A 22644-nucleotide genomic window follows, 5' to 3' on the forward strand; every position below is an offset into this window, starting at 1 on the left:
GGACCGTACAGACCGAAGGAGCAGTCATGACCGGATCACAGGGGCCGTCCCGCACCATCGCACGTCGGACGGTCGTCGCCGCCGCGGGCGGAGCCGGTCTCGCCGTCGCGCTGACCGCGTGCGGAGGCTCGGACGACGGCGGGGGCTCCGTGTCGGAGCAGCCCGGCGACGGAGGAACCGGCACCACAGGCGGTACCGGTGGCACCGGCGGCAAGGTGATCGCGACGACCGCCGACATTCCCGAGGGCGGTGGCAAGGTCGTCGGGGACGTGGTGATCACCCAGCCGAGGGCGGGCGAGTTCAAGGCGTTCTCCTCCAAGTGCACCCATCAGGGGTGTGCGGTGAAGGACGTCTCCGACGGCGTGATCACCTGTCCGTGCCATCAGAGCAAGTTCGACGCGACCGACGGCAGCGTCAAGGCGGGGCCGGCGACCACGCCGCTGCCGCCGGCCGACATCACGGTCGACGGAAACTCGATCAAGCTCTCCTAGACCCTGTCCGGGCGATCACTCGGCCGGCACGACCCGGCCTCAGCCCGCCTCCGACGCCGTCCGGTCCCGCCGGGTACGGCGAGGGCGTTTCCAGCAGGCCAGCACCTCGTCGGTGGTGGCGATCGTGGCGACGAGCGCGAGCGTGTTGCGAATCATCGCGGGGGTGTAGTCGGCGGGCACCCCCGCGATGGCGTCCCGGGCCACGACGGCCGTGTAGCCCAGATTCACCGCGTCGAACACGGCGTTGGGCACGGCGATGTTCGCCGAGACGCCGACGACGACGACGGTGCGGCAGCCGAGATTGCGCAGCAGCGCGTCCACGTCCGTTCCGGCGATGGGCGAAAGGCCGTGCAGCCGGCGCACGACGAGGTCCTCGTCCGCGACCTCGATCGGCGGAGCGATGCGCACCGCCGATGTACCGGAGTGCTGCTGGACGGGAAGGCGTCCGGCAGCCCGGAAGAGGCGGGCGTTGTGGTTGGCGCCGCGGCCGTCGGGACGGCGCTCCGCCACCGCGTGCAGCACCTGGACGCCCACCTCGTGCGCTCCGGCGACGAGCCGGGCGACCTGGTGGAGTACGCCCGACGACCGTGCCTGCGCGGCGAGTTCGGGCAGGGCGCTGTGGTCGCCGACCACACCCTGCTGGCATTCGACGGTGAGCAGCGCCGTGGTCACCGGATCGAGCTGGTCCGCGAGCTGGTCGGCACTCGGCACGGCTCCCCCTCGGGTGTCGCGGTCCGACCGACCGGGTGTCATGGGCCGGACCGGGCGCGTGACAGTAGCCTCCATTGCGCGCGGAGGGAAGAGCCCTCATGATTTCTGACACATCGTCAGCTACAGGGAGGGGCCGCCATGGCCGTCGAACAGCGCCGGGGCCGCCGGATCATGATGAGCGCCGGTGAACTGGACGCGTTTCTGACGGAGCAGCGCACCTGTCGCGTGGCCACCGTCTCGGCCGACGGCCGCCCGCACGCCGGCGCGCTGTGGTTCGCCTGGGACGGGACCTCGCTGTGGCTGTACTCCCTCACCCGCAGCCGGCGTTGGGCCGATCTGCGCCACGATCCCCGGCTCGCCGTCGTGGTCGACGACGGCGAGGACTACGGCGAACTGCGGGGTGTGGAGCTCTCCGGCACCGCGGTGTTCGTCGGCGAGGCACCGCGTACGGGCGAGCCCTGCCCCGAACTGGATGTTCCCGAAGCCCTGTTCGCGCGGAAGAACTTCGGGCTCGACGAGATGTCTCACGACGGCAGGCATGCCTGGCTGCGGCTGACGCCCGACGCGGTCGCGTCCTGGGACTTCAGGAAGATGTCCGCCCTCTGACGCGACGGAGTGCCGAGGCTTCGGCGAGGCGGCGGTGACAGGGGCCCGGTTCGGGGGCGGTGTCAGCGCTCCGACCCGGCCGCGGCCCGCAAGGCCGTCACCGCCGCCCTGATCGAGGGGCGGCGGTCCGCGTCCGTGCGCCAGACCGCGTACACATGGCGCTGCATCTGCTGCCGTACGGGAACGAGCGCGACACCGTCCGGCACCGGGCCCCGGCCGAGCCTGGGGGTGACGCACACGCCGAGGCCCGCGGCGATCAGCGCGAGCTGGGTGTGGTGCTCCCCCGCCAGATGCGAGATCCGCGGTTCGATGCCGTGCGAGCGCAGGGTGAAGACCAGCCACTCGTGGCAGAACTCGCCTTCCGGCCAGGAGACCCACTCGTCCTCGGCGAACTCGGCGAGGTCGACCTCGCCGCGGCCGGCGAGCGCGTGGTCCGCGGGCATCGCCACATCGGGCGCGTCGTCGAGCAGGTGAGCCTGGGCGAGACCGCCGGGCACGGGCAGTCGCTTGTTGCTCCAGTCGAGCACCACGGCCAGGTCGAGGTCTCCCCGGATGACGTGCCGAATGGCCTGCTCCGGTTCCAGTTCGCGGGACTGGACGCCCAGTTCGGGATGCTGCCGGTGCAGCGTGGAGATCGCCGCGGGGAACAGCCCGCGGGCGGCTGTCGGGAAGGCGCCGATCCGGACCTCGCCGACCACCTGTCCGCGCCGCGCCTCGATGTCGGACTGGGCGAGCGCGACCTGGGAGAGGATGCGCGCGGCATGGTCGGCGAGCAGTTGGCCGGCGTCGGTGAGCCGGACGCCCCGCCCGTTCTTCGCCAGCAGTTGCTGGCCCACCTCCCGTTCCAGCTTGGCCATCTGCTGGGAGACCGCGGAGGTCGTGACGTGCAGTCCGTCGGCCGCGCCACTGACCGAGCCGTGGCGGGCCAGGGCGTCCAGGGTCCGCAGGCGCTCCAGATTCAACATGTAAGCAATGCTAAGCGAATACGGCAACGAATTCTCGCTTGTTCTACGAGGTTGATACGACGAAGCTGGCTGTCATGACCGCCGCCGCTCCCTCCCGGACCTCCTCGGACCCCCGCCCCGCCCCGGCCGCTCCCGGCCGCCCCCGGCTCGACTGGCGTATCCGCTTCGCCGCACTCTCCGCCGTCTGGGGCTTCAGCTTTCTGCTGATCAAGGTCGGCACGGGGGCCTACGCACCGTTCCAGGTGACCCTGGGCAGGCTCTTCTTCGGCACCGCCGTCCTCGCCGTGGCGATGACGGTGCGCCGGGAGCGGATGCCGCGTTCGCTGCGGACCTGGGGCCATCTGACGGTGGCCGCGTTCCTGCTCAACGCGCTGCCCTTCTCCCTCTTCGCCTACTCCGAGCTCACGATCCCCTCGACCCTGGCCGGCATCTGCAACGCCACCTCGCCGCTGTGGGGCATGGTGCTGTCCGTGGTCGCCCTCTCCGAGGACCGTCCGACCCGGCGCAGGGTGGCCGGCCTCGGCATCGGCTTCCTCGGTGTGCTGACCGTGCTCGGAGCGTGGCAGGGGTTCTCGGGACTCGACGTCGGCGGTACGGCGATGGCGCTGCTCGCGTCGCTGAGCTACCCGGTCGGCTGGATCTATGTGCGCCGCACCCTGGCGGGCAGCAGTCACTCCAACCTCTCCCTGATGGGTGCGCAGTTGCTTCTTGCGACGGTCCAACTCGCGGTGGTGACACCGCTGTTCACGACGATGCCGACGTCGTTCCCGGTCGTCCCGCTCCTGGCCGTGGTCGCGCTCGGCGCGCTCGGCACCGGGTTCGCCCTGCTGGTGCAGTACGGCCTGGTCCATGAGGTCGGCCCGACGACGGCCCAGATGGTCACCTACTTCATTCCGGTGATCGCCACAGCGGCGGGGGTCCTCGTACTCGGCGAGCAGCTGAGCTGGAACACCCCGGTGGGCGCCCTCATCGTGCTGGCCGGCGCGGCACTCACGCAGAGCCGGGCGAAGCCGAAGACCGCGAGGATCGTCGCCGGCCCGGCGACGCAGGGGTCCGCCGGCGAACCGGCCACGGCTGCCGCCGCACCGCTCGCGAACCCGGCCGAGGGCGCCACCGTCAGCCGGTCCGACGCCCCCTCCGCCGCGAAGGCGCCCGCCCCTCAGCCGTAGCTGCGCGCGGGAGCCGGTCCGACCGTCGCCGCCAGCACCTCGGCCACCGCCTCGATCTCGTCCGGATCGAGGTCCGAGACGGTGATCCGTACCGCGGGCGGCGACGACATCCGGAATCTCGCGCCCGGCGCTACGGCCCACCCCGCGTGCAGCAGTCGCGCCACCGCGCCCGTCTCGTCGCCGACCGGCACCCAGACGTTCATGCCGCTGCGGCCGTACGCCTCGACACCGCGCCGTGCCAGCGCCCGCACGAGGGCATCGCGCCGCTTCCCGTAGGACAGCGCCACCGCCGGTACGTCGACCGCTCTCGCGGTCCACAGATGGACCACCGCGCGCTGAAGCAGCCGGCTCACCCAGCCCGGCCCCAGACCCAGGCGTCCCGACACGCGGTCGACGGTGACGGTGTCGCCGGTCAGCGTCGCGACCCGCAGGTCCGGGCCGTACGCCTTGGCCACGGACCGCACGAACGCCCAGTGGTCGGTGACACCGGCGAGAGGATGCAGGGGCAGATCGACGATGGCGTGGCCGTGGTCGTCCTCGATGAGCAGGGTCCGGGGGAAGCGGGCGAGGACGGCCCGCAGTTCGGCTGCGCGGGCCGCGCCGAGCGCGGCGCCCGTCGGGTTCTGGGCGCGGTCGGTGACGACAAGCGCCCTCGCGCCGCCTTCGAGTGCCCGCTCCACCTCGGCGGCGAGCGGTCCGTCGTCGTCGAGGGCCACGGGTACGGGCTTCAGCCCCAGCGCCGTCACCAGGTCCAGCAGGCTTCCCCAGCCGGGGTCCTCGACGGCGACGGCGTCGCCGGGCCGCAGATGGGCGGCGAGCACCCGCTCGATGGCGTCGAGCGCCCCGGAGGTGACGGCGACCGGGCCGTCCGGTACTCCGTCGGCGTCCAGCCCGGCACGGACGAGCCGCCCGAACTCGGCGTCCACGGGCTCCAGTCCGTAGAGCCCCGGCTCGCGTTCGTTGCGGGCGGCGGCCGCGGCGAGAGCCGCGCCGAGGGGCGGCAGCAGGGAGGGGTCCGGGTTCCCCTTGCTGACATCGCGCACGCCCGGCGGCGCGTCGACCCGGATGGATCCGCGCGAGGTGCTCGCCGGGCGCGGCCGCACCCGACTCCCCCGGCGGCCCGCCGTCTCGATGACCCCGCGCTCGCGCAGGGTCCGGTAGGCGGCCGCGACGGTATTCGGGTTCACCTGGAGACGGGTCGCCAACTCCCTCATGGGAGGCAGCAGTTGCCCCGGCTCCAGCTCTCCCGCACCGACCGCGCGCTCGACACTGGCGGCAATCTCCGATGCGCGCCGACCTTCGATCCGATACTCTCCTAGCACAAACAATATTATGCGCTAGTGCAATGGAGATCGCAATGCCGGACGTCTACGAAGCGACGGAACGCACCGTCCCCACCCGTGCGCGGGAACGCGCCTCGTACGACCGCGAGCTGGTTCATTCCATACTCGACGAGGCCTACCTCTGCCATCTCGGCTTCGTCCGGGACGGCGCGCCCGTCGTGCTGCCGACGCTCTTCGCCCGTGTCGACGAGCATGTGTACGTCCACGGTTCGACGGGGTCACGCCCCCTGCGCATGGCGGGAGAGCCGGACCCCGGCCTGCCGGTCTGTCTGACGGTCACCCATGTCGACGGGCTGGTCCTCGCCCGCTCCGCGTTCCACCACTCGATCAACTACCGCTCGGTCGTGATCCACGCGACGGCCCACCCGGTGACCGACCCGGCCGAGAAGCGTGCCGCCCTCGACGCCCTGGTCGACCAGGTCGTGCCGGGCCGCGCCGAGGACTCCCGCCCCGCCAACCCGAAGGAACTGGCGGCGACGGCGGTCCTGCGACTGGACCTGACGGAGGTCTCCGCGAAGGTGCGCACCGGCGGCCCGAACGACGAGCCCGAGGACGCGGGTCTCCCGCACTGGACGGGAGTCCTTCCACTGCGCACGTCGTACGGGCCCGCGATCCCCGCGCAGGACCTGGACGCGTCGATCGCGCTCCCGGAGTACATCGCCTCCCGCTGAAAGGCGATACCGGGCCGGGCGGACGCGGCTCGCATCCGGGCCCCGGGTGGCCAGGGGGCCGGCCGGTTCGAGAGCCGGCCCGGCCCCCGCCTTCTCAGCCCGCGCGCCTCACCGGCCCCCGCCTTCTCAGCCCGCGCGCCTCACCGGCCGCACCGTCCGTGTCTCCGCGACGGCCAGTCCCGCCACCGCCGCGAGCAGGAGCAGCGTGCCCACCACGGTCGCCGCCGTGAGCCGTTCGTCGAGCAACGTCACCGCGATCAGCGCCGCGCTCACCGGCTCCAGCAGCATGATCACCGACACGGTGGCCGCCCGTACGACCGCGGCTCCCGCGAAGTAGAGCGCGTACGCGAGTGCGGTCGGCACGGCGGCGACGTACGCCAGCAGCCACACGACGTGCCCCAGTTCGTCGGTGTGCGGCAGCAGGCCCTCGGCGAGGGCCATCGGCAGCAGTCCCACGGCTCCGATACCGAACGCCCACGCCGTCGTGGCCATCGAGTCGCCACTGCCGTCCCGGCCCAGCCATCGGGTCAGGAGCGTGATCGCCGCGTAGCCGGCCGCCGACAGCAGGGCGAGCGCGACGCCGACGGGCCGCACCGTGCCGCCCCCGCCGCCGAGGACGAGGACCGCCAGTCCGGCGAGCGCGCCGGTGACGGCGACGACACCGCCCCGGCCGAGGCGCTCGCCCATCGTCAGCCGCGCACCCACCGCGATGAGGACGGGTCCCGCGCCGAGGGTGACGACCGTGCCCACGGCGAGGCCGGTCGCCTGGACCGCCGCGAAGTACGCGCTCTGGAAGACGGTGAGCCCGATCCCCGTACCGAGGATCCGCACCAGCCGGCGCCGGCGCGGCTCGGCGGCGGCATGCGCGGCACGGACGGCATGGCCCGCCGAGCCCCGCCGGGCGCGCAGTGCGAGCGCACCCAGCAGCAGGACGAGTCCTCCGGCGCAGCGCCAGAAGGAGAGCGAGAGAGGACCGAGATCACTCAGGCGGAAGACCAGAGAGGCAGCCGCCCCCGCGGTCCCCCAGGCGACTCCGGCGAAGACGAGGTAGAGGAGGCTGCGCCCGACGGGCAACGGGATCCGCACGGGAGCGGCGGCTTGCGCGGGCACGCCGACAGCGGACGTGGAGGAAGAATTCGGCACGTGACTTCTCCGTGTGAAGAACGGGATGGTGGTCGCTCGGCTCCGTCACGCGGGCAGCGACGAACCGCTCGGGGACACCCCGAGCCCGGTCTTCGTCAACGGCTGGCCGCCCGCGTTATGCGGCAGGCGGCGGAAGGACGGTCAAGTGCATGATCGCCACCTTACGTTCCGGCCCTCTCGACCGACAACCGCTCTTCCCCGCCGGCGCCCTCATCCGGCGCGACGGCGAGGACGGACCCCGAGGCCACCGGCCCGGACGGGGCCTTCGGCGCCTGGGACTGGGCGATGAACGCCCCGATCAGCACCACGGCACCGCCCACGATCTGCGGCGCCGACAGATGCTCCCGCAGGAGGACCCAGGCGAGCACGGTGGCGATGACCGCCTCCAGGCAGGCCACCACGCCCGCAACCTGCGGCGACAGCTTGCGCACCGAGACGACACCGGTGACGTACGCGAGGACGGTGGCGACGAGCACCACCCAGGCGAGCAGCAGCCCGGCGGGGACCGCGGTCCCGCCCATGGAGGCGCTGCCGCCGAGCAGCGAGAAGTCCATCGACCACGGCCGGGCGATGACGGTCAGCACGGCGGTGCCGACCAGCAGCCCGTACGCGATGACCCCCAGCGGGTCGGCGGCGTTGTCGCCGTCGCCGCCATGGTCGGACAGCACGAAGTAGCCGACCTGGCAGCACGCGGCGCCGAGCGCCAGCAGCAGACCGAGCGCGTCGAAGGTCAGTCCCGACCAGACCTCGACGACACACGCGAGTCCGGCGACGGCGAGCACCACCCCGACGGCAGCGGCACGGGTGACGGGCCGGCGCTGCACGAAGCGGACCCAGCCGAGCACGAGGGCGGGCGCGAGATATTCGATGAGCAGCGCGACACCGACGGGGATCCGCGAGATCGAGGCGAAATAGCAGGCCTGGACGCCCGCGACGGCGAGCAGCCCGAAGCCGAGCAGGAGGGCGGGCCGACGGCGTACGAGATCGCGGTGGCGCCAGGCCACCGGCAGCATGATCAATGCCGAGCCGGCCACCCGTAGCCACACCACATGCAGCGGGTCGAGACCCGCCTCGATCAGCGGCTTGGCCGCGACACCCGATCCACCGAACGCGAACGCCGAGCCCAGGGCGAGTCCCAGGCCGGCGTTCCTTCCCCAAGACGCCTGCATCGGCACATCATGTCAGCGCGGGTCAGGACCGTCGACCCCGTTGCACATGTCGAGACGGGCGCCCGGTCCCACCGGCGGTCCGGACTCGATCCGCCCGTCCAGTTCGGCCGCGTCCACCCCCGCCCTGGCGAGCACCTCCACGGCACGGCACTCCCCGTCGGCGGCGAGAGCGGCCAGGAGATCGACGCCTCCCGCGCGCGCCTCGCCGCGCCTCTCGGCTCGCTCCAGCGCACCGTGTATCGCCGCGACGGCCGCCGGCGAATACCCCGAGGTGTCGACCTCCGGGGCGCGGACGACGGGAACCGCGCCCGAGTCCTCCACCGAGCCCTGCCAGCGCAGCCCGTACCCGATGCTGCGCTGCACGAGATAGCCGAGCACCCTGGCCACCTGCGGGCCGGGGCCGAACGCGCCGCGGACGTCGGCGTCGGTCTCGAGCAGCGAGTGCAGCAGATGCGCGGTGTCGATCTGCCGGTCTCCGTCACGCAACGCCCGCCGGCGCGCACTCGCGAGCGCGGAGGCGAGCTCCGCTGTCAGTCGGGCGTCGTTCTCCGCACGGGTGGCGGCGGGCTGCTGCGGCAGCCACGGGGTAGGGCTCTGCACATCTCCCACCTCATCAGCCATCGAGGGCCCAGGCGTCCCCGGAGGGACTCATTCGCGCATCCCACGGAGGTTGGGCACACCTGGACGGTTTCTCCTCCTTGCGGATGAGATCGAGACAGTTCTTCCCGTCTGCCGCGCGCCGCCTTGCCCGTCGCGGGAGCGACCCGGTCACACATTTCTGACTGTTCATCAGTATTGAATGTTCGCGGCACTACGGCTACGTTCCGCGACACCGTGACCCGATACGAAGGGGTGGTCGTATGGCCGAAGTCAGCGCCGAGGCACGCATCGAGGCACCGGCCGAGAAGGTCTGGGCCGAGCTGACGGACTTCAGCGGGTACGGCCGGTGGAACGCCACGCACACCAGCTTCCCCAAGGGCGGGCCGACGACTCTCGAAGTGGGCGCCACCTACGAGGAGAACATGAAGCTGATGGGCTTCCCCGCCGAAGTGACCTGGACCGTCGACGAGTTCGAGGCCGGCAGGCTGCTCGGGATCAGGGGCAAGGGCCCGATGGGCGTCACTGTCGGCAACCGGTACTCGCTCACCCCGGAGGGCGACGCGACGCTGGTGCGGATCGACGGCGAGTTCACGGGCGCGGCGGTCTCCCTCATGGCCGGCAAACTCAAGGATTCCGCGACGGCCGCCCTCAACGAGTCACTGCGCAAGCTGGGCGGCCTGGTCGCCTGATCTCGCCCGGCACCTTCCGGCCACCCCATGGCCTGCGACCCACCCCATGTGAACAGGAACAGGGCCCCGCGCGGATGCGCGGGGCCCTGCCGTCCATCACGGGTCAGTACTCGTCCACGGGTCAGTGCTCGTCGGCGAGAATCAGATAGAGCTTCTTGCGGGCTTCGTTGATGACCTCGACGGCCTTCTGCCGCTGCTCGGGGCTGCCGGTCTTCCAGACCTGCCCGAAGGCTTCCATCAGCCCCCAGCCGGCCTGCCGGATCTCGTTGACCGTGTCCCAGTCGACGGTGCGCCCGGCCTCTTCCCACGGGGCGTCCGGCCCCGACTCGGCCTCGGCGCGGCCCGATTCCGTGAGCGTGAACAGCTTTTTGCCGCCCTCGCTCTGGTTGGTGATCAGGCCTTCGTCCTCGAGCAGCTGGAGCGTCGGATAGACCGAGCCGGGACTGGGCTTCCAGGCCCCGCCACTGCGCTCGCCGATCTCCTGGATCATCTCGTAACCGTGCATCGGGCGGTCCTTCAGCAGCGCCAGGATCGAGGCACGCACGTCACCGCGCCGCGCCCTTCCCCTGCCACCACCGCGGCCGCGCCCGCCGCCCCCGAAGGGCCCGCCGCCGAACGGCGGCCCGAACGGACCGAACGCTCCCCGGCGCCCTTCGAAGTCGCCCCGACCCTGATGGCCGGGTCCGCAGTGTCCCTGACGGTGACCGTGTTCGTGTCCTGATGAACGCATGACTACGCCCCTTCCATCGTTGATCTGTCGCGATGCGTCAACGATATATCGGAATAGCTCGCATGACAACTCCCATGGGGCCGCCGATCCCGGATTGGCCTTGGCCTGCGGCTTTGTCCGGGCTCTACGGTCGGCTCATGCGGATTCGAATCGTCGACGCCTTCACCGACCGCCCCTTCGCCGGCAACCCCGCGGGAGTCCTGCTGCTGGACGCCGACGGCTTTCCGGCAGACACCTGGCTCCAGCAGGTGGCCACCGAGGTCCACCTCTCGGAGACCGCTTTCGCCCATCCGCTGCCGCCCGGCGCGGACGCCGACTGGGCGCTGCGCTGGTTCACCCCGGCCACGGAGGTCGACATGTGCGGCCACGCCACGCTCGCCACCGCCCATGTCCTGCACACCACGGGTGCGGGTACGGGCACGGTGCGCTTCGCCGCGCGCTGCGGCATCCTCACGGCCACCGCCGGGGACGACGGCACGATCACGCTCGACTTCCCGACCTCACCCCTGACGGCGGTCGAGACCCCGGCCTCACTGGCCGCGGCGCTGGGAGCGGAGGTGTTCTCGGTGCACGACACGGGTCCGCACGTCGGCGATCTCCTCGTCGAGGTCGCCGACGAGAAGACCGTGCGGGGCCTGCGCCCGGACCACCGGGCACTCGTCGACGTCTCCGACCGCGGCGTCATCGCCACGGCCGCCGCCGACGATCCGGTCGCCGGCTACGACTTCGTCTCGCGGTGCTTCTTCCCGCGGGTCGGCATCGACGAGGATCCCGTGACGGGCAGCGCCCACACGGCCCTCGCGCCCTTCTGGTCGGCCCGTCTCGGGCGGGCGGATCTGACCGGGCTCCAGGCCTCCGCCCGCTCCGGCCTGGTGCGTACCTCGCTGCGGGGCGAGCGCACCGCGCTGACCGGCAGCGCCGTGACCGTCATCGAGGGCGACCTGCTCACCGCTCCCTGACCGCGTGCCGCAAAGGGACAGGGGCGTACGGCATGTGCCGTACGCCTCCTGGTCATGCTCGCCCGCGTCACATCGTGGGCAGCCAGCTCACCTTCCCGGCGAGCAGCCCGTACCCGACGAAGGCCACGATGTCGAGCAGCGCGTGCGCGGCCACGAGCGGCCCGACCCGTCCCCAGCGCCGGTACAGCAGGACGAAGACCACGCCCATCACCATGTTGCCGATGAAGCCGCCGATGCCCTGGTAGAGGTGGTAGGAGCCGCGCAGCACCGAGCTCGCCGCCAGCGCGGCCATCGGCGTCCAGCCCAACTGGTCGAGCCTGCGGAGCAGATACCCGACGACGATCACTTCCTCCACGACGGAGTTCTGGATCGCCGACAGGATCAGGACCGGATACTTCCACCACACGTCGGGCAGCGATTCCGGCACGACGGTGAGATTGAACCCGGACGCGCGCGCGGCCAGATAGAAGGCGAGTCCGGCACTGCCGATCCCCGCCGCGACGAGCGTGCCGCGCCCGAGGTCGGACCACGGCCGGCTCCGGTCGAAGCCGATCGCACGCATCCCCGCTCCCTCGCGCAGGAGCAGATGGGCCACCAGCAGCACCGGCACCAGGGCGGAGGCGATGCCGAACAGCTGCCAGGAGAGGTCGAGCCAGGGCCGGCCCGGCGCGTACGACCCGTTGAGCGTGGCCGCCTGGTCCTTCAGCCCGCCCGGTTTCGTCAGCGACCCGACGAAGCTGATGAGCGCCGACACTCCGCTCGCGCCCAGCGAGAGCGCGAGCACCAGGAGCATCTCGGACCGCAAGATCTTCCGCGGCATGCCCTCCCCGGGGAGGGGATCAGCCACGCGCCCCGCATCCGCCTGCACACGTGCCTCCCATAGACCGAGCCCGTCGTGTCCCCATCCTCGTGCCGCCGGCGGACATCACCGGGGCAACACCACAGGTTGAGACGTCACAGCTTGCCCGACGCCCGGCCGGGGAGGGGAGGCAGGTCCCGTCCGGCCGTTGCCGGGCAGGGTCCCGGACCGGCGGATCACTCGCCGAACAGGACCCGCCCGCACACCGGACGACCGGCACGGTCACCCGCGCCGGTCGCCGACCGCGCCGTCGGCCCTCCCCGCTCAGTTCCGCGGCCCCGGGAAGCCGACCGGCCAGGTGTGGACGGGGTCGCCCTCACGCATCAGCTCGCAGTAGCGACGGGTGGTGGCGGCGAGAGCCGCGTCCCTTCCCAGGCCCGCCTCCAGCGCACGGTGATACGTCTCGGACTGCCAGGACGCGCCGTTCATCCGCCGCTTGCAGCGCTCCTCGATCACCCCGAGGTACTTGTCACGGTCGGCCGGCTCGATGTTCCAGGCGTCGAGCCCCGCGGCGGCCAGCGGCAGCAGTTCGTCGCGCACGAGCTTGGCGACAGGCACCGTGGTGATGCCGCCCGCCCGGCCCGGCCGCGGCCACTGGAGTTCCGCCTCGATGCCGTGCCGGCACCCCGCGTCGAAGTTCTCCGCGGCGGCCGAGAACGGCAGCCTGCTCCACACCGGCCGCGGCTCCTCGGCGAGGGCGCGCACGAGTCCGTAGTAGAACGCGGCGTTGGCGATCACGTCGGTGACCGTGGGGCCCGCCGGCAGGACCCGGTTCTCCACGCGCAGATGGGGCACGCCGTCGGCGACGCCGTACACCGGCCGGTTCCAGCGGTACACGGTGCCGTTGTGCAGCACGAGTTCATGGAGCCCGGGGATGCCGCCGTCCTCGATCACCCGCAGCGGATCCTCGTCGTTGCATATCGGCAGCAGCGGAGGGAAGTACCGCAGGTTCTCCTCGAAGAGTTCGTACGCCGAATCCACCCACCGTTCGCCGAACCAGGTCCGCGGCCGTACGCCCTGGGCCTGGAGTTCGGGCGGCCGGGTGTCGGTCGCCTGCTGGAACAGCGGCGGCCGCGACTCGCGCCACAGCTCCCTCCCGAACAGGAAGGGGGAGTTGGCCCCCACCGCCACCTGTACGCCGGCCACCGCCTGCGCCGCGTTCCACACGTCGGCGAACCGGTTGGGCGTCACCTGGAGGTGCAACTGCACCGAGGTGCAGGCGGCCTCGGGGGCTATCGACGCCGAGGTGCAGCTGAGCCGCTCGACGCCGTCGATGTCCAGCGCGAAGTCCTCACCGCGGGCCGCGACGATCTGGTCGTTCAGCAGCGTGTAGCGGTCGACGTCGGAGAGGTTCGCCGACACCAGGTCGCCCTGCTCGAGGGTCGGCAGGATGCCGATCATCACGATGCCGGCACCGACCTCGTTCGCTTTCCGGTCCGCATATCCGAGCCCGGTGCGCAACTCCTCCCCCAGCTGATCCAGAACCTGTCCACCGAGCCTGTGCGGCACAATGTTCACTTCCAGATTGAACATTCCCAGCTCGGTCTGGAAATCCTGGCTCGCGATGCGTTCCAGAACCTCCGCATTTATCATCCGAGGCAGCCCGTCGGCACCTGCGAGATTCAGCTCGATCTCCAGCCCCATGAGATTCTTGGGCCGGTCGAACCTCTTCTCGTCCAGCAGTCGCCCCAGTCCCGCCAGGCACTGCTGCAACTTCCGGCGGTGGCGTTGCCGATCGGACAGCGCGATGCCGCCTGCCACGACCTTCTCCCCCATCGAAGGGTCCCTCCTCGAGTGGGCTCCACGCAGCTCTGGTCGCTCGCGTCACGGACGATAATGCCCCGGCTGGCTGATCTATAACGCGGCGGGAACGCCCGGTGACCGCTACTGTGGGATGCGCGCCCGAGCGGCACATTCACTCGGCATGCCGCAGAACGCAGTTTCCAGCACCGGTCGCCTGGTGAAAAACACCGACGGGTTTCAGCCTACCGACCCGTGGAGGAAATCCCAGGTTGTGGCGTTACAGGCCGGATAAAACCCCCTGAAACTCCGCAGGAGAAAGACCTGAACCTGCCTTGCGGGAAATACGCACGAGCACTAGCGGAAACATTGTGAGAACACGTGTCGTATAAACTCCGCAAACGAGGCAGAGAGTTGGCGCCCGGCGGCCTGTCCCGGCCCCCCTCTGACCCCGCACGCTGACAGTGCCGTCCGCACCTGCCCACGTTTCACCGTGTCTCCAAGTGAGAGGCGACCCATCATGCCGCTGCATGTCCCCCCGGCTCCCGCGCCTGCCCTCCGCAGCGTCCTTGCGGCACTCGGTTCCCCTACCGCCGTCCGTGAGGACCGCACACCAGCACTGAGGTCCGTCCAGGGACCTGTCAGTCCCGAATCGCCGCTCCCCGTCCACGTACTGGACCGCATCGTGCCCAGCGCCGGCCGCCCGTGCACCCGCCTCACGGGCTGGCGTTTCCTCATCCGCAGCGGAGAGAGAAGTGTGGCCGCCGCGGAGACGACCCTCACCGCCGACGGCTGGACCTTCTCGCACTTCTTCGAGGGCCCCTATCTCATCTCCACCGAACGCGCGCTGCGGCAGGCCGAGTCCATGCACACCGCCTTCCAGCCCCGCCTCCTGTCCATCCCCGAGCTCTACATGCTCACCCTGTGGCTGCACGGCGACACCGACGCGGACGCATCGACGGGCATGCCTCTCCCGACCGATGTCCTGGTCCCCCTCGCCCCGGCCCCGCCCGGCATCGCGGCCCACCGGCCGCACCGGGTCGCCGATCTGCTTCCGGTGATGACCCTGCGGCTCACCCCCGCCCCGCTGCTCGGCTCGCCGGCCTGAAAAACCGCTGCTCGCGCCCCGTGACCGTCCGGTCGCGGGGCGCACTGCCGCCCCGACCGGACTAGCCCGAACCGGCCCCCCTGAACCACCCGAAAGGACAGCTCAGTTGAGCTGAACCGTCCGCCCGGGTGATACGTCATTAACCAGTAAGAAGAGCTGCCGCGAAATCCCTGCGGATTGACGCCCGTAGGGCAACACTGGGATCGGACCGACAGATACGGGGGGCGGCCATGAACACTTCATCCAGCCGCAGGACTCACACACCGCAGCGAAAGAACCCACCCATGTGCCAGCACCAACCAGCCTGCCCGACATCCGACTCTGCCGACAGGGAAGCGGCGCGCCTGGTGGCGCACCATCCGGAGCAGGGCTGGAGCCTGCTGTGCAACGGCGTGCTCCTCTTCGAGGACACCGGTGAGCTGCTGCCCGACGGGCAGATCATCGCGCCGCACCGCCAGGTCATGACGGCCGCCTGAGCGCCGTCCGTACGAGAAGGGGCCGGCCGGAGACTCATCCTCCGTACCGGCCCCGACGCATAGGCGTCACCCGTCAGTTGTCGTACTCCTCCAGCGGCGGGCAGGAGCAGACGAGGTTGCGGTCGCCGAACGCGCCGTCGATCCGTCGCACCGGCGGCCAGTACTTGTCCGCGGCGCTCACGCCGGCCGGGAAGACGGCCTCCTCACGGCTGTAGGAGTGTTCCCACGCACCGCCCAGCGCGGCCGCCGTGTGCGGGGCGTTGCTCAGCGGGTTGTCCGCCGCGGGCCACTCGCCCGACGCGACCTTCTCGATCTCCGCGCGGATGGCGATCATCGCCTCGCAGAAGCGGTCGATCTCGCCCAGGTCCTCGCTCTCGGTGGGCTCGATCATCAGCGTGCCGGCCACCGGGAACGACATGGTCGGGGCGTGGAAGCCGTAGTCGATCAGACGCTTGGCGATGTCGTCGACGCTGACGCCCGTCGCCTTCGACAGCGGCCGCAGGTCCACGATGCACTCGTGCGCGACCAGGCCCGCCGGGCCGGTGTAGAGCACCGGGTAGTGCGGCTCGAGACGCTTGGCGATGTAGTTGGCGGCGAGCACGGCGACCTGCGTGGCCCGCTTGAGGCCCTCGCCGCCCATGAGCCGGACGTACGCCCAGGAGATGGGCAGGATGCCCGCCGAGCCCCACGGGGCGGCCGAGATCGGGCCCACGCCCGTCTCCGGGCCCGCCGTGGGCTGGAGCGGGTGGTTCGGCAGGTACGGGGCGAGGTGCTCGCGCACACCGACCGGGCCGACGCCCGGACCGCCACCGCCGTGCGGGATGCAGAAGGTCTTGTGCAGGTTCAGGTGCGAGACGTCGCCGCCGAACTTGCCCGGCTTCGCGAGGCCGACCAGCGCGTTGAGGTTGGCACCGTCGACGTACACCTGGCCGCCGGCCTCGTGGACCTGGGCGCAGATGTCGGCGACGTGCTCCTCGAAGACGCCGTGCGTGGACGGGTAGGTGATCATCAGCACCGACAGCTCGTCGCGGTACTGCTCGATCTTGGCGCGCAGGTCCTCGACGTCGATCTCGCCGTCGTCGGCGGTCTTGACCACGACGACCTTCATGCCGGCCATGACGGCGCTCGCGGCGTTGGTGCCGTGGGCGGACGACGGGATGAGGCAGACGGTGCGCTGGTCGTCGCCGTTGGCGCGGTGGTAGGCGCGGACGGCCAGAAGTCCGGCCAGCTCACCCTGCGAACCGGCGTTGGGCTGGATGGAGACGCTGTGGTAGCCGGTGACCTCGGCGAGACGCTCCTCCAGCTCGCGGATGAGCGTCAGATATCCGGCGGCCTGGTCCACGGGGGCGAAGGGGTGCATCTGCCCGAACTCGGGCCAGGTCACCGGCTCCATCTCGGTGGTCGCGTTCAGCTTCATGGTGCAGGAGCCGAGCGGGATCATGCCGCGGTCCAGCGCGTAGTCACGGTCGGCGAGGCGGCGCAGGTAGCGCAGCATCGCGGTCTCGGAACGGTTCTGGTGGAAGACCGGGTGCGTGAGGTACTCGTCGGTGCGCAGCAGGGCCTCGGGCAGGGTGTCCACGGAGGCCGCGTCCAGCGCCTCGATGTCGGCGTCGACGCCGAAGGCGCCCCACACGGCGGTCAGCTGCGCACGGTTCGTGGTCTCGTCGCAGGCGAGGGAGACGTGGTGGGCGTCGACGAGGCGCAGGTTCACCCCGCCCTCGCGGGCGGCGTGCAGCACGTCGGCCGCCCTGCCCGGCACGCGGACGGTGAGCGTGTCGAAGTACGCGCCGTGGACGACCTCCACACCGCCGGCCCGCAGGCCCTCGGCGAGCAGCGTCGCGTAGCGGTGGGTGCGCCGGGCGATCGCCCGCAGGCCCTCGGGCCCGTGGTAGACGGCGTACATGCCCGCCATCACGGCGAGCAGCACCTGAGCGGTGCAGATGTTGCTGGTGGCCTTCTCGCGGCGGATGTGCTGCTCACGGGTCTGCAACGCGAGGCGGTACGCCCGGTTGCCGTCCGCGTCGACGGAGACGCCGACGAGCCGTCCCGGCAGGCTGCGGGCGAACTTCTCGCGCACCGCCATGTAGCCGGCGTGCGGTCCGCCGAAGCCCATCGGGACGCCGAAGCGCTGCGTGGTGCCGACCGCGATGTCCGCGCCGAGGTCACCGGGCGAGGTGAGCAGGGTCAGCGCGAGCAGGTCCGCGGCGACGGTGACGATCGCACCGAGCTCGTGCGCCTGGTCGATCACGGGCTTGATGTCGCGTACGACACCCGAGGCGCCCGGGTACTGCAGCAGGACGCCGAAGACGCCCCGCTCGGCGATCTCGGCCGGAATGCCGTCGTGCAGGTCGGCGGTGACGACCTCCACGCCGGTCGGCTCGGCGCGGGTCTCGATCACCGCGAGGGTCTGCGGCAGGACGTCGGCGTCGACGAGGAACACGCCGTTCTTGACCTTGCCGACGCGGCGGGCGAGCGACATGGCCTCGGCGGCGGCGGTGCTCTCGTCGAGCAGCGAGGCGCCCGAGGTGGGCAGACCCGTCAGCTCGGCGACCATGGTCTGGAAGTTCAGCAGGGCTTCGAGCCGCCCCTGGGAGATCTCGGGCTGGTACGGCGTGTACGCGGTGTACCAGGCCGGGTTCTCCATGACGTTGCGCAGGATGACCGGCGGCGTGAACGTGCCGTAGTAGCCGAGGCCGATCATCGGCGCCAGGACCGTGTTCCGGTCGGCGAGCGTGCGCAGCTCGGCGAGGACCTCGGGCTCGGTGCGCGCCTCGGGCAGCGCGAGCGCCTCGGCGTTCTTGATGACGTCGGGAACCGCGGCGGCGGTCAGCTCGTCGAGCGAGCCGTATCCCACCTGGGCCAGCATCTTGGCCTGCGCCTCGGCGTCGGGTCCGATGTGGCGCTGCTCGAAGGGGGTGCCTCGCTCCAGCTGTGCGAGCGGAATGCGGTTGGCGGTCATGATGGAGGCCTCCTGGTCTGACGCGACCTGCGAGGGGCACCACGGCGCGGGTACCCGGACGGCCTCCCCCTCTGTCATCTCAACCTGAGAGCTTCACCGGATCCCCACGAGGGAACCCGGCTTTCACCGTCGGTGAGAGCGGATGCCGTCCGACGCCCGCCCTGCTTTCCAGAGTGACCTCGTCCGTGCGGTACAGGGTGCCTGAGAGATTCCGGGGAGGATTTGCTCCTTCGGCGCCACCGTTTCCTCCGGTGGACTCTCCCGCACGGGGTCAGCAGCCGTTAGTCAGCGTACCAGCGCGTCCTCTCGTCGATCGCTCAAGTGGCCGACACCCTCGATGTGCACTTTCGTATCATTTACGGAGCAGTTGCGACCTCTTGGAGGGACCGTGCAGACCGACATCGATCCGCGCAGCCTGATCGGCCGCAAGGCGTTCGACCGCAACGGGGCCAAGATCGGGACTGTGGACGAGGTGTATCTCGACGATGCCACCGGCGTACCCGAATGGGCGGCCGTCCGCACCGGCCTCTTCAGCAGGGACGCCTTCGTCCCGCTGGAGCCGAGCGAGTTCGTCGACAACGGACTACGGGTGCCGTACGAACGCGCGTTGATCAAGGACGCCCCCGATTTCGGAGTGGGCCGCCATCTCTCCCCGGAGCAGGAGCTTCAGCTCTACCACCACTACGGGCTCGATCTCTCGACCCCGCCGGACACCCCCGCGCCCTCGTCCGGCGACCGCTCCTTCGGCCGTGTGGCCGGCCAGGAGGACTGATCTCCCTCAGGGGCAGTCACCAGCGGCAGTGGGTCGGACAGCTCCAGGTCCGGGTCGTCCACCCGGAAGGTGCGCACGCGTCCCGGCGGTGAGGTCGGCTCCTCGAACCGGACGGTGACCCGCCCGATCCCGCTGCCCTGCACCCATCCCGGCCCCCACTGCGCATGCCGCACGTCATGGCCCGCGGGCCAGCGACGCTCGGCGAGAGCCGCCTCGGGCTCCGGCTCGCCCGGTTTCTCCTCCCGATGCGGCACCGCCGCTTCCGCCGCCTCGCCCTCGGCGAGCTCCCCCGCGCTGTGCTCACCGGCCGCCGCGGCCTGCGCGAAGAGATCCTCCTGTGTGTAGTCCGCGAGGCCCGTCACTCCCACCCCGAGCAGCCGCACCCCGCCCGTGGTGTCGACGGACTCCAGCAGCCTCCCCGCCGCTTCTCGCACGACGGCGGGGTCGTCCGTGGGCCCGCGCAGCGTCTCGGAGCGGGTGAGCGTGGAGAAGTCGAACCGCCGGACCTTCAGCACGATGGTGCGGCCCGAGTGCCCCGAAGCCCTCAGCCGGTGCACGCACCGGTCGGCGAGCCGCTCCACCTCGACCCTGATCCGGACGCGGTCGTGCAGATCGACATCGAACGTGTCCTCCACCGACACGGACTTGGTGTCCCGCTCGGCCACAACGGCCCGGTCGTCATGGCCGAGGGCCATCCGGAACAGGGACGCCCCGTGTGCCTTGCCGAGCAGCCGCACCAGCTCGTCCTCGCCCGCCTCGGCCAGATCCGCACAGGTGGTCATACCGGCCCTGCGCAGATGCTCTCCCGTGGCCGGTCCCACGCCCGGCAGGGTGCGCACGGACATCGGCCCGAGCAGCTCACGCTCCGTACCGGGCTCGATGAGCACCAGGCCGTCCGGCTTGGCCTGCTCCGAGGCGATCTTCGCGAGCATTTTGGACCCCGCCAGACCGACCGAACCGGTCAGCCCCGTCACCGCGCGGATGGCCTCGCGCAGCTGCTCACCGGTGGCCCGTGCCGACGCGGTGTCGTCCGCCGCGCCGCCCGCCTCCAGGTCCACGAAGGCCTCGTCCAGGCTCAGTGGCTCCACCAGCGGCGACAGCCGGCCCAGCAGCTCCATGACCTGCTCGCTGATCGTGCGGTAGAGCGAGAAGCGGGGCACGAGATACGCGGCGTTCGGCGCGAGTCGTCGAGCCTGGGCCATCGGCATCGCCGAATGGACGCCGAACCGTCTCGCCTCGTACGAACAGGTGGCGACCACCCCCCGCGGGCCGAGTCCGCCGACGATCACGGGCTTTCCGCGCAGACTCGGCTTCGCCGCCTGCTCGGCGGCGGCGAAGAAGGCATCCATGTCCAGATGCAGGATCGTCGGCGCGAATCTCACACCTCCGATGCTGCCCTACGCCACTGACATCGGGGCCGCTTCCAGGTGTGCTCAGACCGCCCGGTCGCGTCGGCGTCTGGCCAGCTCGTCGGCCGGGTTGTGCCCGACCAGGGTCTCGCCGGTGTCGATCCGCTCGCCGTGCAGCTGCGACAGGGCCGCCTCGACGTCCCGCCAGACGACTCCGACCGCGATCCCGAAGATGCCCTGACCGCCCTGGAGGAGGTCGACGACCTCGTCGGGCGAGGAACACTCGTAGACCGTCGCGCCGTCGCTCATCAGCGTCATGCGCTCGAGATCGGCGAAGCCGCGCGCCCGCAGATGCTGCACCGCGGTCCGGATGTTCTGCAGCGCCACACCGGTGTCCAGGAAACGCTTCACGATCTTGAGGACGACCACGTCGCGGAAGCTGTAGAGGCGCTGGGTCCCCGACCCGTGCGCCGGGCGGACACTGGGTTCGACCAGGCCGGTACGGGCCCAGTAATCGAGCTGCCGATAGGTGATGCCGGCTGCCGCACACGCGGTGGGACCGCGATAGCCGACCGTCTCCGTGGATGGTTCGACCGCACTCCCGTGGAGCGGATACGGCCCGCTCTCCCCCGGACCTCGTCCGGGGGCGCCCCCCACCGCACCGTCGCCGCTGCTGTCCACGCCGACCTCCGTCCTTGACCTGCCATGTCGACGGTAGGCAGTCACCAGGGGCGCGTCAACGATCGCCACACTCGGCACGCCGAGTGATAATCACCCTGAGAGTGGTTTCCCGTGCCTCGGTTCGGGGAAAGGCTGCTCGAATGTGCCGATGCCGCCCCGCTGGGCGGTCACTGGCTGTTGGTCCCGAAGTCCTCAGGCGAGATCTGGTCGAGGAACTCGCGGAACTTCTCCACCTCGTCCTCCTGCTCGTCGGGGATCGCGATCCCCGCGTCGTCCAGCACACCGTCACTGCCGAAGATCGGCGTACCGGTACGCAGAGCGAGAGCTATGGCGTCGGACGGACGCGCACTCACCTCGACTCCGCTGGCGAAGACCAGCTCCGCGTAGAAGACCCCTTCACGCAGATCAGTGATGCGGACCTCGGTGAGCTCCTGGCCCACCGCCTCCAGCACATCCTTGAAGAGGTCATGGGTCAGCGGCCTGGCAGGAGCCATGCCTTGCTGCGCGAAGGCAATGGCGGTCGCCTCCCCGGGACCGATCCAAATGGGGAGGTACCGATCGCCTCCCACTTCACGCAGGAGCACGATCGGTTGGTTGGAGGGCATTTCAACCCGGACACCCACAACGTCGAGCTCGTTCACACAGCAACCCTAGGACGTGCTCGGCAGGTTTGGGTAGTCGGGCACGTTCATGATCAGTGGAGCCGCACCCCGAGAGCCGTCTGCACCAGAGCCGCATGCAGCCGCACGGACAGGGCCGCGAGCTCTTTCACGGTGGCCTCGGCATGTGCCCTGGTCTGCGGATTGCGGTGCCGCCGCAAGGGTGCCACCACCTGTTCCACCAGTCCGGCCTCGCGGTCCGCCGCGGCCTTCATGGCCCGCAGATGACGCGGTTCCAGACCGAATCTGCCCAGATCGGCCACCAGCCTGGCGACCGTCACCGACTCGGCGTCGTATCCGCCGTCCTCGTGCCGGCCGAGGAGGCCGTACGACTCCCAGTCGGTCAGCTCCTCCTCGCTCACCCCGGCGGCGGCCAGCAGCTCCGCACGGCCCACCCGGGCGGCGGTACGGCGCTCGGCGTCTGCCTCCCGGTCACCACCGTCCAGGAGCTCCCGCGGCGTGCTCTGTGCGGGCAGCTGGACCTGCTCACCGCGGGCCACGGCGTCGAGATGCTCGCGGATGACCTTCAGCGGCAGATAGTGATCGCGCTGCATCCGCAGCACCTGCGCCAGACGCTCGACGTCCTCCGGACTGAACTTGCGGTACCCGGACGGGGTGCGCCGCGGCTCGACGAGCCCTTCCGCCTCGAGGAACCGGATCTTGGAGATCGTGACTTCGGGGAACTCGTCGCGCAGCCCGCTGAGCACCGTACCGATGCTCATCAGCCGCTCGGCCGCAGCGGCGGTGCCGTGACCGGCACCGCCCTTCGGTGTTCGCATGTGCCTTCCTGGGTCC

General features: G+C 71.0%; 23 protein-coding genes and 1 riboswitch. Of the genes, 9 read left to right on the forward strand and 14 right to left on the reverse strand.

What is annotated here, in order from left to right:
• The first annotated feature begins 26 nt into the window (after positions 1–26).
• Positions 27–491 (forward strand): Rieske (2Fe-2S) protein, encoded by a 465-nt coding sequence (locus tag ACFWU3_RS28245; RefSeq protein WP_384443342.1) that lies wholly within the window; start codon positions 27–29, stop codon positions 489–491.
• A 39-nt stretch (positions 492–530) separates the two neighbouring features.
• Here the strand turns inward: ACFWU3_RS28245 and ACFWU3_RS28250 are convergent, their stop codons facing one another.
• Positions 531–1202, reverse strand: coding sequence for a cysteine hydrolase (locus ACFWU3_RS28250; protein WP_384443344.1), 672 nt, complete (start codon positions 1200–1202; stop codon positions 531–533).
• Between the two features lie 138 nt (positions 1203–1340).
• Between ACFWU3_RS28250 and ACFWU3_RS28255 the strand changes: the two genes are divergently transcribed.
• Entirely contained in the window at positions 1341–1808 is a 468-nt protein-coding gene (locus ACFWU3_RS28255; protein WP_384443347.1) for a pyridoxamine 5'-phosphate oxidase family protein, read from the forward strand.
• Positions 1809–1870: 62 nt separating this feature from the next.
• On the opposite strand, the gene ACFWU3_RS28260 is transcribed toward ACFWU3_RS28255, so the two are convergent.
• Positions 1871–2773, reverse strand: a complete 903-nt coding sequence (locus tag ACFWU3_RS28260) for a LysR substrate-binding domain-containing protein (protein ID WP_384443350.1) — start codon at positions 2771–2773, stop codon at positions 1871–1873.
• Between the two features lie 74 nt (positions 2774–2847).
• Between ACFWU3_RS28260 and ACFWU3_RS28265 the strand changes: the two genes are divergently transcribed.
• Positions 2848–3942 (forward strand): DMT family transporter, encoded by a 1095-nt coding sequence (locus ACFWU3_RS28265; protein ID WP_384443352.1) that lies wholly within the window; start codon positions 2848–2850, stop codon positions 3940–3942.
• Here the strand turns inward: ACFWU3_RS28265 and ACFWU3_RS28270 are convergent.
• Positions 3933–5264, reverse strand: coding sequence for an aminotransferase class I/II-fold pyridoxal phosphate-dependent enzyme (locus tag ACFWU3_RS28270; RefSeq protein WP_384443355.1), 1332 nt, complete (start codon positions 5262–5264; stop codon positions 3933–3935). The two genes, ACFWU3_RS28265 and ACFWU3_RS28270, sit on opposite strands and share 10 nt — an antisense overlap.
• 23 nt (positions 5265–5287) lie before the next feature.
• On the opposite strand from ACFWU3_RS28270, the gene ACFWU3_RS28275 reads away from it, so the two are divergent.
• Positions 5288–5956, forward strand: a complete 669-nt coding sequence (locus ACFWU3_RS28275) for a pyridoxamine 5'-phosphate oxidase family protein (RefSeq protein ID WP_384443358.1) — start codon at positions 5288–5290, stop codon at positions 5954–5956.
• Positions 5957–6082: 126 nt separating this feature from the next.
• Here ACFWU3_RS28275 and ACFWU3_RS28280 read toward each other — a convergent pair whose 3' ends face one another.
• From ACFWU3_RS28280 to ACFWU3_RS28290, 3 genes are all read right to left on the reverse strand, one after another.
• Complete coding sequence (locus tag ACFWU3_RS28280; protein ID WP_384443361.1) at positions 6083–7099, reverse strand: DMT family transporter; 1017 nt, start codon at positions 7097–7099, stop codon at positions 6083–6085.
• A 161-nt stretch (positions 7100–7260) separates the two neighbouring features.
• Positions 7261–8268, reverse strand: a complete 1008-nt coding sequence (locus tag ACFWU3_RS28285; RefSeq protein ID WP_384443363.1) for a DMT family transporter — start codon at positions 8266–8268, stop codon at positions 7261–7263.
• A 12-nt stretch (positions 8269–8280) separates the two neighbouring features.
• A complete protein-coding gene (locus ACFWU3_RS28290; RefSeq protein ID WP_384443366.1) occupies positions 8281–8868 on the reverse strand; it encodes a Clp protease N-terminal domain-containing protein in 588 nt (195 codons plus the stop codon).
• 260 nt (positions 8869–9128) lie between these two features.
• On the opposite strand from ACFWU3_RS28290, the gene ACFWU3_RS28295 reads away from it, so the two are divergent.
• On the forward strand, positions 9129–9557 hold the full coding sequence (locus tag ACFWU3_RS28295; protein WP_384443368.1) for an SRPBCC family protein: 429 nt from the start codon (positions 9129–9131) through the stop codon (positions 9555–9557).
• A 121-nt stretch (positions 9558–9678) separates the two neighbouring features.
• On the opposite strand, the gene ACFWU3_RS28300 is transcribed toward ACFWU3_RS28295, so the two are convergent.
• Positions 9679–10287, reverse strand: coding sequence for a PadR family transcriptional regulator (locus tag ACFWU3_RS28300; protein ID WP_384443370.1), 609 nt, complete (start codon positions 10285–10287; stop codon positions 9679–9681).
• A gap of 137 nt (positions 10288–10424) precedes the next feature.
• On the opposite strand from ACFWU3_RS28300, the gene ACFWU3_RS28305 reads away from it, so the two are divergent.
• The gene (locus ACFWU3_RS28305) at positions 10425–11246 is read left to right on the forward strand and encodes a PhzF family phenazine biosynthesis protein (RefSeq protein ID WP_384443372.1); all 822 of its coding nucleotides are present in this window, start codon (positions 10425–10427) and stop codon (positions 11244–11246) included.
• Between the two features lie 67 nt (positions 11247–11313).
• Here ACFWU3_RS28305 and ACFWU3_RS28310 read toward each other — a convergent pair whose 3' ends face one another.
• The gene (locus tag ACFWU3_RS28310; protein ID WP_384443374.1) at positions 11314–12066 is read right to left on the reverse strand and encodes a type II CAAX prenyl endopeptidase Rce1 family protein; all 753 of its coding nucleotides are present in this window, start codon (positions 12064–12066) and stop codon (positions 11314–11316) included.
• A gap of 303 nt (positions 12067–12369) precedes the next feature.
• The gene (locus ACFWU3_RS28315) at positions 12370–13881 is read right to left on the reverse strand and encodes a glutamate--cysteine ligase (RefSeq protein ID WP_384443376.1); all 1512 of its coding nucleotides are present in this window, start codon (positions 13879–13881) and stop codon (positions 12370–12372) included.
• Between the two features lie 484 nt (positions 13882–14365).
• Here ACFWU3_RS28315 and ACFWU3_RS28320 point away from each other — a divergent pair, with 484 nt between their 5' ends.
• Both ACFWU3_RS28320 and ACFWU3_RS28325 read left to right on the forward strand, forming a co-directional pair.
• A complete protein-coding gene (locus tag ACFWU3_RS28320; protein WP_384443378.1) occupies positions 14366–14953 on the forward strand; it encodes a hypothetical protein in 588 nt (195 codons plus the stop codon).
• A 284-nt stretch (positions 14954–15237) separates the two neighbouring features.
• Complete coding sequence (locus tag ACFWU3_RS28325) at positions 15238–15429, forward strand: DUF5999 family protein (RefSeq protein ID WP_313947578.1); 192 nt, start codon at positions 15238–15240, stop codon at positions 15427–15429.
• A 73-nt stretch (positions 15430–15502) separates the two neighbouring features.
• Here ACFWU3_RS28325 and gcvP read toward each other — a convergent pair whose 3' ends face one another.
• A complete protein-coding gene (gene gcvP, locus ACFWU3_RS28330; protein ID WP_384443380.1) occupies positions 15503–18388 on the reverse strand; it encodes an aminomethyl-transferring glycine dehydrogenase in 2886 nt (961 codons plus the stop codon).
• A gap of 178 nt (positions 18389–18566) precedes the next feature.
• Positions 18567–18662: riboswitch (glycine riboswitch) on the reverse strand.
• A 63-nt stretch (positions 18663–18725) separates the two neighbouring features.
• Between gcvP and ACFWU3_RS28335 the strand changes: the two genes are divergently transcribed.
• Complete coding sequence (locus tag ACFWU3_RS28335; protein WP_313947576.1) at positions 18726–19160, forward strand: PRC-barrel domain-containing protein; 435 nt, start codon at positions 18726–18728, stop codon at positions 19158–19160.
• Here the strand turns inward: ACFWU3_RS28335 and ACFWU3_RS28340 are convergent.
• The 4 genes from ACFWU3_RS28340 to ACFWU3_RS28355 form a co-directional block, all read right to left on the reverse strand.
• Complete coding sequence (locus tag ACFWU3_RS28340; protein WP_384443382.1) at positions 19070–20542, reverse strand: DNA polymerase IV; 1473 nt, start codon at positions 20540–20542, stop codon at positions 19070–19072. The two genes, ACFWU3_RS28335 and ACFWU3_RS28340, sit on opposite strands and share 91 nt — an antisense overlap.
• A gap of 51 nt (positions 20543–20593) precedes the next feature.
• Complete coding sequence (locus ACFWU3_RS28345) at positions 20594–21190, reverse strand: MerR family transcriptional regulator (RefSeq protein WP_384443384.1); 597 nt, start codon at positions 21188–21190, stop codon at positions 20594–20596.
• A gap of 167 nt (positions 21191–21357) precedes the next feature.
• Positions 21358–21831: a bifunctional nuclease family protein gene (locus tag ACFWU3_RS28350; protein WP_005475662.1), complete on the reverse strand. Its 474-nt coding sequence runs from the start codon at positions 21829–21831 to the stop codon at positions 21358–21360.
• A 53-nt stretch (positions 21832–21884) separates the two neighbouring features.
• Complete coding sequence (locus ACFWU3_RS28355; RefSeq protein ID WP_384443387.1) at positions 21885–22628, reverse strand: MerR family transcriptional regulator; 744 nt, start codon at positions 22626–22628, stop codon at positions 21885–21887.
• Between the last annotated feature and the right edge of the window lie 16 nt (positions 22629–22644).

Source organism: Streptomyces sp. NPDC058685 (assembly GCF_042714725.1).
Classification (GTDB): domain Bacteria; phylum Actinomycetota; class Actinomycetes; order Streptomycetales; family Streptomycetaceae; genus Streptomyces.